This window comes from Leptolyngbya sp. CCY15150 (assembly GCF_016888135.1).
Lineage (GTDB): Bacteria > Cyanobacteriota > Cyanobacteriia > RECH01 > RECH01 > RECH01.
The window spans coordinates 202,804-219,929 of record NZ_JACSWB010000174.1; the positions used below are offsets into that span (position 1 = coordinate 202,804).

The window sequence follows — 17,126 nt, forward strand, 5'->3', positions numbered from 1 at the left end:
ATAGTCAGCTCATCTGGCGGCTGGGTCTAGTTGCCCGTGCCGTTATCCATCCCGCTATTTCCGCCATCCTCCATCCCGCCATTAACGCCATCCTCCACCGACGTCAGCGGCAAGAACTCCGCCTCCGCTAGGTACTCTAACTCCACCGAGGACAGCAAGCTAGACCACTGCTCTTGGATCGCGGCACTGGTGGGGTTGGCCAAGCGCAGGTCAGCGAGAGAAGCGATCGCTTCATACCAGAGACCCGATTGCGCATAGAGCGCTGGGCGATCGCTCTCCGGTAGGGTTTCTAGCTCCATGGCCAAGGTGGCAGGAGTTTCAATGCGCTGTAGCCAGCCCGAGACCATGGAGTCTCCCGATCGATCGGTGCGATCGCAGATCAACGAGAAGATCCATTCGTAGTTTTCGCCTATGGCCAATTCCGGTAAGCCCACCGTCGAAGGCAGGTGGATGGCGATAACTCCCGGTTCGCCCGTGACTTGAAACTCGGAGGCATAGATTTCATCGCCAGCTTCATTCAGCAAGATAAACTCTGCTGCTTCTGCATTGAAGTCGGGGACATAGAAGTAGAACGTTGGATAGGCTGCTAGGGTTTCACCATAGCCATTCATGGGCATCAGAGCTGTCAGAGGCTGCGGGCTCATGCAGCCGCCCCGAGTGCCACCGCCCTCTCGACGACCAGGAATACCGCGATCGGGGGGAGTATAGTGCGTACCGCCGCCCACTAATCGCCCTGGACTGCCGCGATCGGGGGGTACAAAATCTTCTTGAGCAAGGGTGGCTAGGGTCAACGGGGTGCCCATCCACAGGCCAGCAGAGACCAGGGTATAGGCTGTAATCTTTTGGGAAAGAAGCTTGAGCGAAGACATAGTTAGTAAGCGTCCTGCTATCAATACGATAATCAACAAGGTTGAAAGCTTGGGCTCAGCACAAGGTCTGATGTCACCGGCCATCACGGGGTAAACGCAACTGGCAAACCTAACGAGGTACACCATTCGCGAGGTACACAGACGAGGCACACGAAGGTGCATCCGTCACTGTGCCAAGATGGGCTTGGTAACCGCATACTTTCTGCAAGACTAGCTTCCACCATCCTCTCGGGGTTCTCACTGATGGGTCTTGATCAATTAAGACTGAAGACTCAAGGTAGAGTTCCAATTCAGCATGGATAAACGACAGTCCATCGTCAATTCGTCAATCAACCAGAATTCCTTAGGTTGAGGATCACCCCATCTGCTCTTAGTGTCAACGGGACTCTTACGAGAAAGTACACAACACCCGTGCAAAGCATCACATGTTGTGTTAATTAACTCTTCACAGAATCTACATCAATTTTCGTATAGGTTGGCGATTCTGGATTGAGAGGGATGATCGATGGCTGAGCTGTCTCCGTAGACGGCACCACCACACGGTAGACCTGCACCGTTTGCTCCCGTCCTCGCAACAGCATACCGCCCCAGTCTTCTAGGTCAAACCGCTCATCAAGGTACTGACGGGTTTCCTCGGCAATCAAAATCCGGCACTGTCCTGGATGAATGTCTTTACAGCAGCTTTCTAGGCGAGAGGCAATGTTGACACTATCTCCAATCACCCCATATTCCAAGCGGTTTTTGCCCCCCAGGCTACCGGCAATAATGTTGCCTGTGAAGATGCCGATGCGGGTGTGACATTCCGGTAGATCCCTAGCTTGCCAGGCTTGGTTCAGCCGCCGCAGGCGATCGCTCATATCTAAGGCACAACTGACGGCATGGCGAGCATCTTGGGCAATTTCGTCCTCCGTCGTGCGTCCCACAGGCACCCCAAAGACCGCGATCAGGCCATCCCCGGTAAACTTGTTGACGATGCCCTGATGCTCTTGAATAGACTGGGTCATTTCATCTAGATATTCATTCAGCCACAGCAACACCCGATCAGGAGACTGGGTTTCAGCAATCCGACTGAAATGCTTAATATCGCTAAAGAGAATGGTGGCAGTCAGGGTTTGCCCTGGCAGCTTGCCCGTATCCATCAGCGCATCTCGATTGTCCCAGAGAGCCGCAGCAATTTCCGGCGAGGCATTTTGCCCCAGCAAGGTCATCACCATATGCTCCTTGCGTTGAGATTCACTCGCCCGCCCCGCCGTTACCGCCGCCACATTGATCAACACGCCGATGGCAGAAGCAGCCGACGGTAGCCAAAGGTGATAGTAGTGCAGGGCTCCATAGCTGATCAGGGCAATCGCAGCAGCGATCGCTATGGTCGCTACCCCCAACACTAGAGGATGGCGCAGACACCAAGCCACCGTACCGCCTAGCAGCGTCCAGCCCAAGAGCACCAGACCTTCACCCCAGGATGGCATAAAGCGAAACAGGCGATCGCCATCCAACGCCGCCGATAGAATCTGACTGACCATATGACCATGAATAGTCACGCCCGGCATCAGGTGATCGCGAGTTTCGGCAGCACTGTAGGGAGTTTGAAATAAATCTTTACCGCTGGGAGCGGTGGTGCCAATCAAAATAATCTTGCCCTCAACCCAAGCCGGATCCACCTGGCGAGCCAGCACCTCCGAAAACGTCACTTGGCGAGCCAAGGAGCGAGGCGATCGGTAGTTCAACAGCAGTTGATAGCCAGCACTGTCAATGGTGTAGTAGCCGCCGTCGGTGGACTCTAGGGGAATGAAAGAGGTGCCATTCAGGCTGAAGGATGAGTCATCCACAGGGCTTGCCTCTAAGCCAATCCCTTCCTCCGCCAGGTAGGCCAAGGCTAAGCGCAGGGCAAAGGCGTAGTACACCGAACCATCGTCGGTCGTGGCAAACAGCAGGCTGCGGCGCACCACGCCATCGGGATCGATCAGGAGATCATTAAAGCCAACCCGTTCTGGCGGTACGCCCTGGGGTGGCAGAATGCCTTCGGTAACCGCATCGCCCAGTTTCGTAATCGCAAAAACATTGGGTCGCTGCAGTTGGGTCAGCAAGTCCTCATGACCAGGGTCTTGAGGCACCTCGCGGTAGAGATCAATGCCGATGGCGCGGGGAGACGACTCACTCAAAATAGCGATCGCTTCTGCCAAACTAGCATCCGAGGGCGTTGCTCGCTGCAGGGCACGAATATCGCCTTCCGTGACCGCCACAATTAACAGCCGAGGATCTTCATCTCGATGGGGGCGGTGCTGCACCATGGTATCGTAGGCGCGCAGCTCCAAGGGCTGCATCCAGCCCAGTAGCTTCATACCAGTGACGGCACCGGTGGTCACGAGGCTGAGGAGTGTAACAACCGAAGCGCCCGTATGGAGCACTGGACGAACAGACCTACGCCAGCGGCTGCCCAGACGATTGCGAATAGTGCGAAAGTGCTCGACGTTCACAGATACCTCAGGTAGATGACGAATCCTGGAAGTACAACGATGAACAGGGGCAAATCAACAAACGGGTGAACCCCAACCACCACGGGTGGGCTGAAGATTGCGATGAACAATGCTTCATCGGCCAAGAACTTCATCGGTCAAAAAAGAATTTAGGCTTGCCCCCGCAACAACCGATATCATGCCTGCTATCAGGTTACGGTCTCGGGCTGGGCAAACCAGGATAAGACACGAAACAGGAGCGATCGCCCATGGGATGCCCAAACATTCCATAACGTTCTAGGTAGAGCTACACCGTCCGGTGTGCCTATGTGCAACAAACCCTAGGACACCAGCGCATTGCACAACGGGACATCGTTGCGGGCTGGTGATCCAGTCCTGAATCGCTGTAAAACAAACACCCTGAAATAAGCATCTTAGGCATGACGGTAGTCTCTCAGACCAGGCCGGGCCATGGCTGATGAAGATACACAGTCGAGGCTGCGTCGTTGCCCTATGTTCACACTTTAAAAGCGACCTATCGTGGCGCTTGGACAGCACTCACGCCTCGCGTCTCTCAATATTGGCATTCTTTCCGCACAAATCAAAACCCATGAGCTGAAATTCTTCCAATGCGCAAGGATGGCAACAACGCGATCGCCCCCCCAAGGCTCGGATCGATGCAGCAAGAAAGTCCGCCACCGAAGGCATTGACATCCTAGACATCTAGCTTTGAGAACCCAAAAGCCCCGTGGGCTGCCCAACGCAAAGCCACCCACGGGTCAGTCAACATTAAGACGATCCTATCGGACTTCCCTATCGGACTTCCAACGGCGTCAGACGCAGGGATGGATTCGTCTCCAGCAAAACACTGGGTGCATATTGAATAGCACGGTCATCCGCATCAATGCAGACATCCATGGCAGCGATCGCCTCTAGGTCAATCTCGCGGCGCAACCCCACCACACAACTCGAAAACTCCAGCGGCAGTAAGCTACGACGGCAGTAGTCCAAAGACTCGATAGACGCCACACTCTGGGTGTCTGAATCAACATCCACAACGCATTCTGCCAAATCTAGAGGACGGCGCACCCGCTTGCAGCCGGTCAGAGCATCCACCGCAGCCACCGGCGTACCAGAATCAATACTCAGGACACAACTGGACAAATCCTGGGGATGGAGAGCGGCCGCGCAGGAGTCTGCCGCCTCTTCTGGCGAAATACCGGCACTCAGCAGACGATTGGCACAGATCTCGTAGTCATTACCACGGGGAGACGATCGAAACAGGGCTTGGGCCGGCGAGATCGGCAAACCAGCGATCGCCACACTAGAAGCCAGGGCGATCGCTGCCCCTGCGGTGGGAAACCGACGAACAAGGAGCCTGCGGTTAGACATGATGTGACGGAAACAATTCAACATAAAGTTCACAGTGGTGGAGAGGTTCTGAACACAACAGCAAGTAGATAGTACCCGACCTTGCTCTATCTTCGGGCAAAAGCAGGGGATGGAAGGTTGCTATCTCACAAAATGGGCGTTCGAGATGCTATGCCTCCAGACGCCTCGGAGCCTTCAGGCTGTGACGGATACCGTTCGATACATCACGATCCTATGCAGGGATCTAGAGGCCGGCATCAGATGCGATCAACAGCACCATGGCACATTAGGCACAACCTTGCTAGACCTAGGACGGATTATTCCGCCAATGATCACCAAAATAAGGTACATATAGGGTCAGGATGCTGGAATCGTCATCAACCCCAACAACCTGTAGGTACACAGGGCACTTGCACACATGCTAGTTAATATTCAACATGAACTCAGCCGACAACGGGTTAAACACATCGTCAATAGCTACAGGCTAGATGGACAAGAGCCCTTTCAATTCAATGCCTATCTCCATGACCTATTCGATGCCTACCAAGCACCGCTCATAGAGCTGGCCTTAATCGAAACCCTAGTCGATTGCTGGGCCAGCGTGCCCCTCGTGCGAGGAACGGACTTTCTCCGCCGCGCTCACACCATGCTCCATAGCTGGGATGAGCATCCGATCATCAGCACGCTGACGCCAGAACAGTTCAGCCAGATTTCTGGACTAGACCCGACGCCGGTCTATGGATCGGGCGATCGCCCCAATAGCCGCCCCATTGCCCACTCCTAGCGATGAGGGGTCAGGATTCCTGGGAGGATGGCCCCCCGCTCGGGCTAAGACCACCACGCCCTGCACAGGGATAGCCGCTGCCTGAAAGACCTGTAGCGCTGACCGTACGGTTGCGCCGGTGGTGTAGATATCATCCAAAAGCAACACCGGCGATCGCCCCTTCATGGTGCCCAGCCGAAAGGCCTGCTGTAGATTTGCCTCCCGCTCCGCACCGGAGAGTTCAAACTGAGGGCTGGTATTCCGCTCCCGCACCAGACCACGACGGGCCAGCGGTAGTCCTGTCACCTGGCAAAATGCATCGGCTAGCAGTTCAGCCTGGTTGTAGCCCCGCTGCCGTTGCTTGTCGGCATACATGGGAATGGGAACCACAACGAGCTGGGGCATCTTGAGCAGTCGCTGGTTGGCATGGTTGGGATGGCTCGTTTGCTGATCAAGCCAAGCCTGCCCCAGCCAATGCCCCAGAGGGCGGGCAAGCTGAGGACAGTTGTGGTATTTAATCAACGCGATCGCTTGGCGGAGCATTCCCCCATAGTCGCCCCAAGCAAAGAGCGGGCGGTCTAAATTCGACGGTGGCGCATGGGATACCTGACAGCATCGCAACTGGCGATCGCAGTCACGACAGAGATGACCTGGCGTAGGCCGTTGGCAAACCAAACAGCCCTCATCTAACAGGCATCCAAGGACAGCTTGGGTGAAGCGGTTAAGCATCTGCATAGGTTGATGAGCATAGGCAACGTGGGCATCGATCAACAGGTGCAAAAGATGGGGGCGATCGCCGCACTGCCGTATAACAAATCTGTAAAACTCTGAAACGCAATCCAGCCAGATCGCATAGTATGTTTAGTATTAAGGGCACAGGTCATGATCAAAACCGTGTACCCACTGATTCATCTCCCATTCATGTCCCACTGGGGAGCATGCCTTAGATGCCCTGTGATCTAGAGATGCCCTGTGATCTAGACACCGTGGTTGACGTTTTCCATTCAGCCTTTGCACCATCGATGGCCCATTGCACTATCTCAACTTCCCCTTATTCTCTAGGTTTCAAACCTCTGGTATGTCGTGACCATGGTTAGACCTTGTCTCAGCCGTTGGTGTGAGCCGACCATGACAGATGCCCTAGGGTTCATGACAAACCATTCCGGCTCTCATCCATACCCATCAAGCCCTGCAGATAGCTGCGGGCGATCGCCCTTGCGTTTGAATCATAACGATTGTGTGACGTCACTCACAGCCATCCCTAGTGAGTGAACAGTTATGGTTAGATAGTGTTTGCGTTGTCTCGTTTACGTCCTCATCGTAGATTCTGACTTGATTGTTTTGTAGTGTTTGGCAAACCCTCGCAAATTCACGCATATCATCGTCGCCCATGGTTTTGACTAAGAAGAATCGTAATCGTGACCTGCCCACTATCAACGAACGGATTCGCTTTCCAGAAATTCGGGTCATTGATACAGACGGCGCACAGCTTGGCATTATGCCTCCTTCCGAAGCCCTGAGAATTGCAGAGGACAAGGATCTAGACCTGGTTCTAGTCAGCGATAAGGCTAATCCGCCGGTCTGCCGAGTGGTGGACTATGGCAAGTACAAATTTGAGCAGGAGAAGAAGGCGCGGGAAGCCCGCAAGAAGCAGCACACCTCCGATGTCAAAGAGGTGAAGATGCGCTACAAGATCGAAGAGCATGACTACAACGTTCGTGTGAATCAGGCAGAGCGCTTCCTGAAGTCTGGAGACAAGGTGAAGGCGACGGTCATGTTTCGCGGACGAGAAATCCAACATGCAGATTTAGCAGAAGTGTTGCTAAAACGGTTGGCCCATGATCTCCAAGAACTGGCCGAGGTGCAGCAAACGCCGAAGCGGGAAGGGCGCAACATGATGATGATGCTCTCTCCCAAGAAGGTCTAAACCTCTAGGAATAGGCCATCAATATCCCTAGTACCGCAAGACAGAAGAACGAAAAGGAGTTCCAGGATACACAAGGGCTCCCGCCTTAGCAACTAGGCGGGTTACGTCCGCCTCAGAGGTCTAGGGTGGATGCATCCCAGACTGTCCCAGCTCGAAGGCGATCGCCCCAGATGCTTCTCAAGTATCTGGGGCATGGTCTGTATCATGATTCACGGCAGGATTCACGGCATGGTGGCTAACGGCAATCGCGATCGCTGCTGCTGCCATCGGGAAGCGTGGTACGACAGAGAATGGCTCCATCTAGACCAGACTCTGGCGATAGCTGGGCACCAGTGAGATTAGCCTCTCGGAGATCTGCCCCTCGCAGATCCACCGCATCGGGCCAGGAGCGTTGGGTGCTGGAATACTCGCGATAGACAACGGCATGGCTGAGGTTGGCTCCCCGCAGGTTAGCCCCGGCTAGACTGAGAGGCTGGGCTGTAAAATCTACGCCCTGGAGGTCGCAGCCAGGACATTGCCCCGTGGTGCGCAGGCGGGCCAGATTGAGATCGCGCTCTACTTGGGCCAGGAACTCTGGGGGAGCGATCGCCCCGGTCACATCACTCTCGGTGAAGAGGCTAGGATTCGCCTGGATCTCTGCCAAATGGGCTCGGCTGAGCTTCGTTTGGGTTAAATCCGGGATCAGCGCCGCATAGAGACAGAGGTCATCGGCACCCAGCAACGGCAGGGGATCAAGATTCACCTCACTCAAATTTGCATCCTGTAGATTCGTGCCCCGCAGATTGGCCGCCCGCAGATCGGCCCCCTTAAGATTGCCGTGGCTCAGATCTAGTCCCCGCAGATCGGCCCCCACCAAGTCACAGTAGGAACAGGTGCGGGTCGTTCGCAGGCGATCGCGACGGCCCTGCAGACGGCGGCGCTGGATGTCGGTGCGCTCCAGAGTAAACTCACAGGGTATACCGCCCAGACTCCAGTCCTCCTGCACCTGCTGAGCATCCTCAGGACTCAGACCAATGGCATAGTCAAACCGGGTCTGCGATCGCTCCGTATCCGTGAGGATGGCTCCCAGCAAATCCGCTTGGGTGAAATCAGCATCCCTGAGGTTGGCACCGGTCAAGTCTGCCCCGCGCAACGTCGCTTGATGGAAATTGGCCTTGCGTAAATCCGCTCCCCGCAGATTCGCCCCTGATAGATCCACCGATCGCTGGTCTAGCGACAGAACTGCATCTCGGAGATTGGCCTGCTGCAAATCTGCCCCAGATAGAGTAGCATTTTGCAGGACTGCTGCCCGCAGATAGGCTCCCCGCAGGTAGGCACCGGATAGATCTGCCCCCGATAGATCCGCAGCTTTGAAGCTAGCCCCAGCTAGGTTGGCCCGCCCAAAGTCTGCCTGGTGAAGGATCGCCTGATCCCACATCGCACCTCGACCATCGGCACCGGCAAACCGAGCCCCCCGCAGATCGGCCGCCGTCAAGGTCGCCTGTTGGAGATTGGCCCCCTGGAACTGGGTCTGCTCTAGGTGCGATCGCGCCAAGCTGGCCCCCTGCAGGTTCGCTTGACGAAAGTCGGCCTGAGCAAACGAGCGATCGCTCAAGTCCATGCCCGGCAAGTCGCAGCCCGGACATCCTTGAGAGCCGACTATCTGCCCCCAGCCACAGGCCACCATCAGAGCGATCGCCACCGCTAGCCCCATCCATCGAGAGCGATCGCCCCATCGATTTCCTGTCATCATCTTGCTCTCCCTTGAATATCCTAGCGACCCATGGGATACAGACATATCCGGATGGGAGGTTCCCGTGCTTAGATAGTAGGCAGCACAGCGTAACATCATGAAGTTAGAGGACTGGCAACTCAATCAGAACACACCGAGTGTTCGACAAAAGATCCTAGGATGGCTCAACCTCCGCCCAGAGGAAGGAGCCCGAACATTGCTGATGTTCTTGTTTTACACCACCACGTCCGTTGGCGTGCTGTGGTTTGAAGTGAGCGTCGCAGCGCTGTTCCTAGGAGAGTATGGAGCAGAAGGGCTGCCCTGGATTTACTTAGCCAGCTCCGGAATTGGAGCCGCTCTGGGATTGCTCTATTCCTGGATGCAAAAGTTTTTGCCCCTGCGCCACGTCATCTTTCTGATTGCCGTCTTGATGGCCGTGCCGGTGGTGCTCCTGCGCATTGGGATGCACCCAGCCCTCTTGGGGGGCTATGCCATTTTCATGCTGCGGCTGTGGGTGGAAGGGATCTATGTCCTCAACGAACTGACGACAACGATTACCGCCAACCAGCTTTTCAATATTCGAGAAATTAAACGCACCTTCCCCTTCATCAGCAGCGGCATTTTGATGGCCGACGTGCTCAGCGGGTTTTCCCTGCCGGTGCTGCGATCGCTGATTGGTCTACCCAATATCTTGATTCTCGCCAGCGGCATGATGCTGGTGGGCGCATTCACGCTGCTGCACATTGGCCGCACCTACCACCAGTTCTTCCCCGACTCGCCCCGACGGCGGATGCAGGAGAAGCAACCTGACTTTACCGCCCGTCGCCTGCGGGGGCCCTTGCTGCGGTACGTGGTGCTGATTGTGTCCTTCTTCGTGATGATTCAGGTGCTGCTGCTGCTGATCGACTTTCAGTATCTCAGCCAGCTTGAGAAAAACCTGAACGTACAAGTAGAAGAAATTGCCGACTTTTTGGCCCTCTTCAGCGGCGTTTTGGGGCTGTTTGAACTGCTCACCCAATGGTTCATCTCCAGCCGCATGATTGAGCGGCTAGGCGTGTTCTTCATCTCCATGCTGCCGCCGGTCTTAGTGGTCACCATCAGCAGCTTTTCCCTCCTCGTTCTCGGTCAACCGGCCGTGCTTTTTTGGGGGATCATTCTGCTGAAATTCGTGGACGAATTGCTGCGCTATACCCTAGTGGCCAGCACCAGCCCCGTCCTGTTTCAACCCATCCCCGACACCATGCGCAGCCGCGTGCAGTCTATGGTGCGAGGCGTCGCTGAACCCATTGCCATTGGCGTCACGGGAGGCAGCATGTTGCTGGTGCTGAAGGTGTTTCGCACCCAGGCGGGTAGCGCCAACTCCGTCCTCTTTCAGCAATTTCAAGACGGAGCCTTCACCGCGCTGATTCTCTTAGCTGCCCTAGTGTGGCTGCTGACCGTCTGGTGGCTGCGATCGCGCTACCTAGAACTCCTCGTGCTCAGCGCCGAACGGGGGCAGTTGAGCCTATCCGACGTGGATCTGCGATCGATTAAGCGAGCCGTGGTGGATGCCCTCGATCGCCCGGGCACCGAGGCGGACAAACAGTCCTGCATTGAACTGCTCACCCATATTGACCCCAGAAACGTGGGAGATGTACTGTCGCCCCTACTAGCCCGCCTGACGCCACGGCTCCAGCGCCAAAGCCTAGAGGCCATGCTCGATCATCCCAGCTTGGACTATCTCGACCGGGTGCGATCGCTAATCCAAAACCCCCTGCAGCCAGAAGTGCTAGCCGTTGCCCTGCGGTATATCTGGCTCACCGAAACCAATCCAGACATCCCCGAACTGCGCCACTATCTGCAAGCCCAGCAAGATCCCGTCGTGCGCGGCACGGCCGCCTCCCTGATGCTGCGGCGCGGCAACTCCCACGAACGGGCAGAAGCCACCGCCACCCTACGGCGGATGCTCACCCACACCCAAGAGCGAGAACGGGTCATGGGCTGCCGAGCCCTCGGGGAAGCCGTCTATATGCAGGCCCTGCGGCTCTATATCAAGCCCCTGCTACAGGATGAGTCTCTGCGGGTGAGGCGGGCCCTGCTAGAAGCGATCGCCTCCACCCACTTGGAAGAATATTATCCCTCCTTGATTCGGGGTTTGCGCTATCAATCCACCCGAGAGGCCGCCATGCAGGCCCTGACCCGCCTGGAAAATGACGCCATTCCCCTAGTGCTCTCCATTGCCGAAGATATTCATCAACCGGATATTGTCCGCAATAGCGCTTGGAAAGTGATGGGACGCATCGGCACATTAGAAGCCCTGAATGCCCTCGTGTCTCACTTGGTGACCTCCTGGGGCGCATCCCGCCGCAGCATTCTACGGATTTTGCTCAAGCTGCCCCACGATGCGGGCATTGAAGCCGTGGGCGATCGCTTAGGACGGCGCGGGGTTGAAACCTTGATGAATCAAGAACTGATGCTGATCGGGCAAATGTATGCAGCCCTGCTCGACTTCCTGCCAGAACGATTGGAAGGTCGAGAAGCTGACCTGCTGCGGCGGGCCCTGCGCTATGCCCAATCCGATGCCCAGGATCGTCTCTTTTTGCTGATGCGATTCCTCTACCCATCCAGCGCCATCCAGGCCGCGTCTTTCAACCTGCTCTCAGGCTCCCCCGACAATATGGCTCGGGGTCTAGAGATCCTGGATAATACGGTAGACTTACCCAGCAAGCGCGCCCTGCTTAGCATCCTCGATCGCCGCCCCGACTATGACAAACTGCAAAGCCTGTCCGACCTGGTTCCCTATACCCCCATGGCCGCCAGCGATCGCCTGCGATACCTTCTCGACCTACGCCATTTTCTCTCCGAGTGGGCCCTAGCCTGCTGTTTCCACCTAGCCCGGCGGCAGTTGTGGGGCGTGAAAGTGGATCAAGCGATCGCCTGTCTGCGGCACCCAGCGGGGTTTGTGCGAGAATCTGTGTTGTCCTACCTCCAGGTGGCCTCACCGCGCACCCTACGCATCTTGCTGCCCCAGTTGGGCCAAGATCCCAATCCCCTAGTGGCGGCCCAGATTCGGCATCTATTATTCATCATGGAACAAACCACCCTACCGCCCCAGCCCAGCCAGCCAGCACTTCCCAGCCTTCCAGATGCCTAGGAAAAGAGATGCGATCGCACCACGCGATATACTCTACGTCTAGACAACCTCTCCGAGCCAGGACTCAGGGACTATCCCACGTTTCGTGAACCCTCACCCTAAATCCCTCTCCCAAGTCGGGCGAGGGACTTTGAATCCGGCTCCTCTTATACCTTTTTGGGTGGGTCATGGCTTTGTCAAGGTGAGATGCTCCCTAGACTCAGTTCGACAATCCCCCGGCACTGATGCATTACAGTTGAGATATCGATGGACTGCCACCCGTGAGCTACGGATGAAAAAAATTCTGATTGTGGATGACGACATCACCCTCCGCACTGCGTTGATTCGGTATCTGGAAAAACGCGGTTACTCGGTGCAACAGGCTAGTTCTGGCTTAGAGGGCCTAGCCAAATTTGAAGACGATCCCCCCGATCTCATTGTGTCGGACATTATGATGCCCGAAATGGATGGCTTAGAGTTTTGCCGGCGGCTTCGCAGCACCCGCACCGGCCAGCTCGTGCCGTTCATCTTTCTATCTAGCCGCCAAGAGGTGGATGATCGGATTGAAGGGCATCGAACAGGGGCCGACGACTATTTGGTCAAGCCCTTTGAAACCAAAGAATTGGAAGCCAAAATTGAAGCGCAACTAGAGCGATCGCGGCGGATGAATGCCGAAATTGTGCGGTTGATGCAGCAGTCCAACACGGAGCAACCACCGGCCCCTGCAGCACCGCCCCCCGAACCTCTACCCCTGACGCCTGCCGAAGAGCGCGTCTTTTGGGAAGTGATTCGCGGTTTGACCAATAAGCAAATTGGCGATCAGCTCTTTGTCAGTCCACGCACGGTGCAAACCCACCTCAGCAATATTTTGAGCAAGCTCCAGCTTGAAAATCGGGCCCAGTTGATTCGCTTTGCCTATGAGCATGGCTACCATCCTCCCGCAGAACCCCAGGATGGAGACGATAGCCATTGATGTTGTCCAGCAGGAGCCATGGAATGATCGGAGTGTATAGTCTCGCCGAATTGCAAGCAGCGATCGCCCGTGAACCTGATCGCTGGCGACCCCTGGTTTTTACCAACGGCTGCTTTGACCTGATCCATGCTGGGCATGTGCGCTATTTGCAAACGGCCAAAGCCCTAGGGCGATCGCTGGTTGTCGGTCTCAATAGCGATCGCTCCATCCAAGGGATTAAACCCCAGCCGGCCGGATTGCCCCAGCGACCGATTGTGCCAGAAGCGGAACGGGCGGAAGTGTTGGCGGCGCTGAGATCTGTCGATGGCGTGGTGCTGTTTTCAGACCCCACTGCCACGCACCTGATCACCACCCTCCAGCCCGACATCTACGCCAAAGGGGGCGACTACAATATTGCAACCCTACCCGAAGCTCCTGCCGTCCAACACTACGGCGGCCGCATTGAGCTAGTCCAAGTCGAAGTGCCCAGCTCCACCAGCGGCATCATTCAGCGGATCCTCGCGGCGGCATCGCCCCAAGCCTAATCCCATCAAAATCAGGTAGGATGCCTATGGTCAATCATGGCGATGGATAATGGGCGGATTTTCTGCAGAAGAGCGCATTGAGTCGCTGAAGGTGGGTACGGTTGGGGCGATCGCCACGGGTTTGGCTTGGTTGCTCACCACGGGGCTAAATCAGTTTATTCCGCTACCGCTGCAGCCGATTTTGTTCCAGGGCGATCGCCTTCTGAGTTGGGTGGGGGTCAGTCAAGGAGCGATCGCTTTGGTATGCGGTGGATTATTTGGCATCACCTATCGCTACGTCATCCGCACGGAGACGAATGGACAACTGAAAACCGGAGCTGTCTTTGCCTTTGGCGGCGTGCGCGGTCTGGCGCTGGTGGAAGTAGGGCTACGGGATAGGTTTCCTCTGTGGAGTTTAGCGATTCCTTTACTGGAGGCGGTGGTGTGGTTTGCGATCGCTGCCCTGTGGATTGATGTGGGGCTAGGGCGAGGCTGGCTAAAACCTTGGACGGGGGGAACAAGCGATGGGTAGGTTGAGCTGGAGGGCGATGGATCGATGGCTGGGTACTCGGCTAGGGTGGGATGGCCTAGACTAGGGAAATCTTGTGTTTCTTCCTGAATATAGCGCTATGACCAACCCCGAGCCGCCTACCAACCATACTCCCTTAACTTGGAACGACGTTCGGAACCTCTTAAACTCCAAGCTAGTAAGTACGGGAGTCCCTGGGATGATTGTGGGTGTGGCTATTACCCGAGCAATTGATGGTGCATGGGGACAAGCCATTCAAGCCCTTGGCGTTGCAGCAGGAGCTTGGGTTTTAATCAAAGTTGGTGTCCGCCTAGCGCCCAAAGTTGAGCGAGTTGTTGATCATGTAGATCGAACGTTTGATAATCGCGTTGAACTTACCCTCAGTACAGTCACTGGATTTCATCGACAATACCTAGAAGCCTTAAAGACACATTGCCACAGTATTAATATAGAAGGCTATAAAGGTAGGTTACCTCGCCTAGTTCTTGAAAAAGTTTATGTGCCGCTACGAGTGAGTGTAGATGATCCTGATAGATCACCACTGCAGAACCGCAGCCTCAAGATTTGGGATAAGTTGCCTAAAGTCGAGCAACCTGATGGCTATTTCTCAGAGCGTTTGATTGCTATTATTGCTAGTCCTGGGTATGGAAAAACTACACTTTTGCGATTCCTGACTCTAAGTTTTTCAAATACAACCTATATTGAACATGGAGCAAAGGACTTAATTCCTGTTTTACTTCTATTTCGTAGCTTTCATTCAGCAATTCAGTCGAAGAAAGAACCTTCACTTCCAACACTGATTGTGAGCCAAGTCAAAGAGTTACCTCGCTGTGATGAGCTGCGCACTTCTGAGCCATGGTTTAAAGGGCAGCTTAGCCGAGGAAAGTGCTTAGTAATGTTCGATGGCTTGGATGAAGTTCCAGAAGAACGGCGAGATTTAGTAAGCCAGTGGGCAAACTGGCAAATGCAGAACTATCAAACTCAATTTATCATTACATCACGCCCCCATGGATATGACAACAGCCTATTTTCAGGAGTGCAGCGCTTTGATGTTCTCGACCTTAATAGTGATCAACAAAGACTATTTATTGAGCAATGGTATTCTTGCATCACGTGGGAACGAGAATGGAAATCTCATTATGAGGAAAGTCAGCAAGACCCCAATTCAAGTAAGCGCTTATCCCAAGAGCAAGCAGCCGCTGAAAGCGAGCATCTAGCCCAGCTAGCAGCAGATGACCTAAAGCGTCAGCTATTTTCGGATCGCAGCTTGACGGATCTTGCCAAAAATCCGCTGCTGATTACCATTATTGCCGCAACCCATGAAGCTGGGGAGCAATTGCCTAAGCAACGTATTCATCTTTATCGAGAAATTTTTAAGGTGCTGTTGGAGTATCGCCCAAATCGGCGAGATACCCGACTGACCATTACAAATGCTGACGACAACCAAAAAGTATTGCAGGGGTTAGCTTTGAGCCTAACCGAGGCTAAAAAGACCCGATTTTCGGCGGAGGAGGGAGCAGATTGGATCCGAGATCGCCTAACGACGGTTCATCCCGCAGCAACTCTGACACCCAAAGGCTTCCTAGACGAGATTCAAAAAATTTCAGGCTTGTTAGCTGGAGGAGAGGGAAACTTATACGAATTTACCCACAAAACCTTTCAAGAATATCTGGCTGCTCTAGAGCTGAGCAGTATAACAGACGGGTTTTCAAGAGTGATTTCCCAATTAGAGAGTGAAGATTGGAAAGAGGTTATCTATTTCTTTGCCATGCAAAAGGATCCAAATCCTTTTATAGAAGCTGCCTTAAAGAGTCCCAACGTGAGCCATCTAGCTCTCGCCTGGCGATTGGTTAAGGATAATCCACGGGTTAGAGAAGATCTGAAAGATAAGACGCTAGATGCGCTACGAGAACACAACTTTATCTTCTCATCAATGCAGCTATACCAACGTTTTCGCAACCTAGTACAAATTAATGATAAAGCGGGCGTCTCAGAATTTATAACCTGGGGAGAATACAAATTACTCCAACAAGATCAACTTGATGGACAGTTTCATTCCCAATCTGCTATCTATTCAACATATCATCTACCCAGTGGCAATCCAATTGAAGACATAAGCTGGGAAGATGCCCGGTGGTTTTGTGCTTGGTTATCTACCCAGGCATCCCTGGCGTCAGAGGATGAGGTCTATGACTATCGCCTGCCCACACCGGAAGAATGGCAACAGGTGCAGCAGCATATCGCATCATCAGAACACTCCAGATCTCTCACCTCTTGGACAACAGACCCAGCTCTTGGCGGCAATGCGCTGTGCGTTGTGCGAGAACGTATCCCTGATTGCTATAGAAACCTGGTGAACTATTTAGCCAACGGAGCCTGGAAAGAAGCAGACCAAGAAACCGAGCGACAAATGTTGAAGGCTGTGGGGAGCGACGCTGAGAAGCGTGGCTGCTTAGATCTAGAGGAGATCCGCGAGTTTCCCTGCGATGACCTGCGCATCATTGATCGCCTATGGGTGAAGTTTAGCGGTGGTCGGTTTGGATTTAGCGTGCAGAAGCAAATCTGGGTTGAGGTAGGTGGTAAGCTAGACTATAGTAAAGACTTGGAAGCTGCTGTAAAAGCTTATGGAAAGATGAGCGATCGCAATGGATGGCAACAGTCCGGGTCGTTCATTAGCCCGTCCGATGTAATTTTTGATATCACTGCTCCTTTGGGTCACCTCCCGTCTTTTGGTATGCTCGGGTTGGTGTTCGAGGGAGCTATTCGGTTGGGGGTTGTTGGGGGTGGTATATTCTTATCTCGTATCCAGACCTGTAAACTTTAGCATGTAAGCGCTCCAGCTCATTCCAAAAAGATTATTGGGAACCGTCTCTCCACGGAAAACTAGGTGGTTCGGCGATTCGCTACCGGTT

The 17,126-nt window shown here is 54.5% G+C and carries 12 protein-coding genes; 7 read left to right on the top strand and 5 right to left on the bottom strand.

What is annotated here, in order from left to right; genetic code table 11:
* Nucleotides 1-26 precede the first annotated feature (26 nt).
* From JUJ53_RS12800 to JUJ53_RS12810, 3 genes are all read right to left on the bottom strand, one after another.
* The gene (locus tag JUJ53_RS12800) at nucleotides 27-869 is read right to left on the bottom strand and encodes a DUF928 domain-containing protein (RefSeq protein WP_204152408.1); all 843 of its coding nucleotides are present in this window, start codon (nucleotides 867-869) and stop codon (nucleotides 27-29) included.
* 437 nt (nucleotides 870-1,306) lie between these two features.
* Complete coding sequence (locus tag JUJ53_RS12805) at nucleotides 1,307-3,346, bottom strand: adenylate/guanylate cyclase domain-containing protein (protein WP_204152409.1); 2,040 nt, start codon at nucleotides 3,344-3,346, stop codon at nucleotides 1,307-1,309.
* A 792-nt stretch (nucleotides 3,347-4,138) separates the two neighbouring features.
* A complete protein-coding gene (locus JUJ53_RS12810; RefSeq protein ID WP_204152410.1) occupies nucleotides 4,139-4,717 on the bottom strand; it encodes a hypothetical protein in 579 nt (192 codons plus the stop codon).
* Nucleotides 4,718-5,114: 397 nt separating this feature from the next.
* On the opposite strand from JUJ53_RS12810, the gene JUJ53_RS12815 reads away from it, so the two are divergent.
* Nucleotides 5,115-5,480, top strand: coding sequence for a hypothetical protein (locus tag JUJ53_RS12815; protein ID WP_204152411.1), 366 nt, complete (start codon nucleotides 5,115-5,117; stop codon nucleotides 5,478-5,480).
* Here JUJ53_RS12815 and JUJ53_RS12820 read toward each other — a convergent pair.
* Nucleotides 5,415-6,194, bottom strand: a complete 780-nt coding sequence (locus JUJ53_RS12820; protein WP_204152412.1) for a ComF family protein — start codon at nucleotides 6,192-6,194, stop codon at nucleotides 5,415-5,417. The genes JUJ53_RS12815 and JUJ53_RS12820 overlap by 66 nt on opposite strands.
* 655 nt (nucleotides 6,195-6,849) lie before the next feature.
* Here JUJ53_RS12820 and infC point away from each other — a divergent pair.
* A complete protein-coding gene (infC, locus tag JUJ53_RS12825) occupies nucleotides 6,850-7,386 on the top strand; it encodes a translation initiation factor IF-3 (RefSeq protein WP_204152413.1) in 537 nt (178 codons plus the stop codon).
* A 235-nt stretch (nucleotides 7,387-7,621) separates the two neighbouring features.
* Here the strand turns inward: infC and JUJ53_RS12830 are convergent, their stop codons facing one another.
* Nucleotides 7,622-9,115 carry a pentapeptide repeat-containing protein gene (locus JUJ53_RS12830; protein WP_204152414.1) on the bottom strand — a complete coding sequence of 498 codons (1,494 nt, stop codon included), beginning with the start codon at nucleotides 9,113-9,115 and terminating at the stop codon, nucleotides 7,622-7,624.
* Between the two features lie 100 nt (nucleotides 9,116-9,215).
* On the opposite strand from JUJ53_RS12830, the gene JUJ53_RS12835 reads away from it, so the two are divergent.
* From JUJ53_RS12835 to JUJ53_RS12855, 5 genes are all read left to right on the top strand, one after another.
* On the top strand, nucleotides 9,216-12,230 hold the full coding sequence (locus tag JUJ53_RS12835; RefSeq protein WP_204152415.1) for an MFS transporter: 3,015 nt from the start codon (nucleotides 9,216-9,218) through the stop codon (nucleotides 12,228-12,230).
* A 271-nt stretch (nucleotides 12,231-12,501) separates the two neighbouring features.
* The gene (locus JUJ53_RS12840) at nucleotides 12,502-13,182 is read left to right on the top strand and encodes a response regulator transcription factor (RefSeq protein WP_204152416.1); all 681 of its coding nucleotides are present in this window, start codon (nucleotides 12,502-12,504) and stop codon (nucleotides 13,180-13,182) included.
* Between the two features lie 23 nt (nucleotides 13,183-13,205).
* On the top strand, nucleotides 13,206-13,706 hold the full coding sequence (locus JUJ53_RS12845) for an adenylyltransferase/cytidyltransferase family protein (RefSeq protein WP_204152417.1): 501 nt from the start codon (nucleotides 13,206-13,208) through the stop codon (nucleotides 13,704-13,706).
* 49 nt (nucleotides 13,707-13,755) lie between these two features.
* A complete protein-coding gene (locus tag JUJ53_RS12850) occupies nucleotides 13,756-14,217 on the top strand; it encodes a hypothetical protein (RefSeq protein WP_204152418.1) in 462 nt (153 codons plus the stop codon).
* Nucleotides 14,218-14,413: 196 nt separating this feature from the next.
* Nucleotides 14,414-17,038, top strand: a complete 2,625-nt coding sequence (locus JUJ53_RS12855) for a GUN4 domain-containing protein (RefSeq protein ID WP_204152419.1) — start codon at nucleotides 14,414-14,416, stop codon at nucleotides 17,036-17,038.
* The last annotated feature ends 88 nt before the right edge of the window (nucleotides 17,039-17,126 follow it).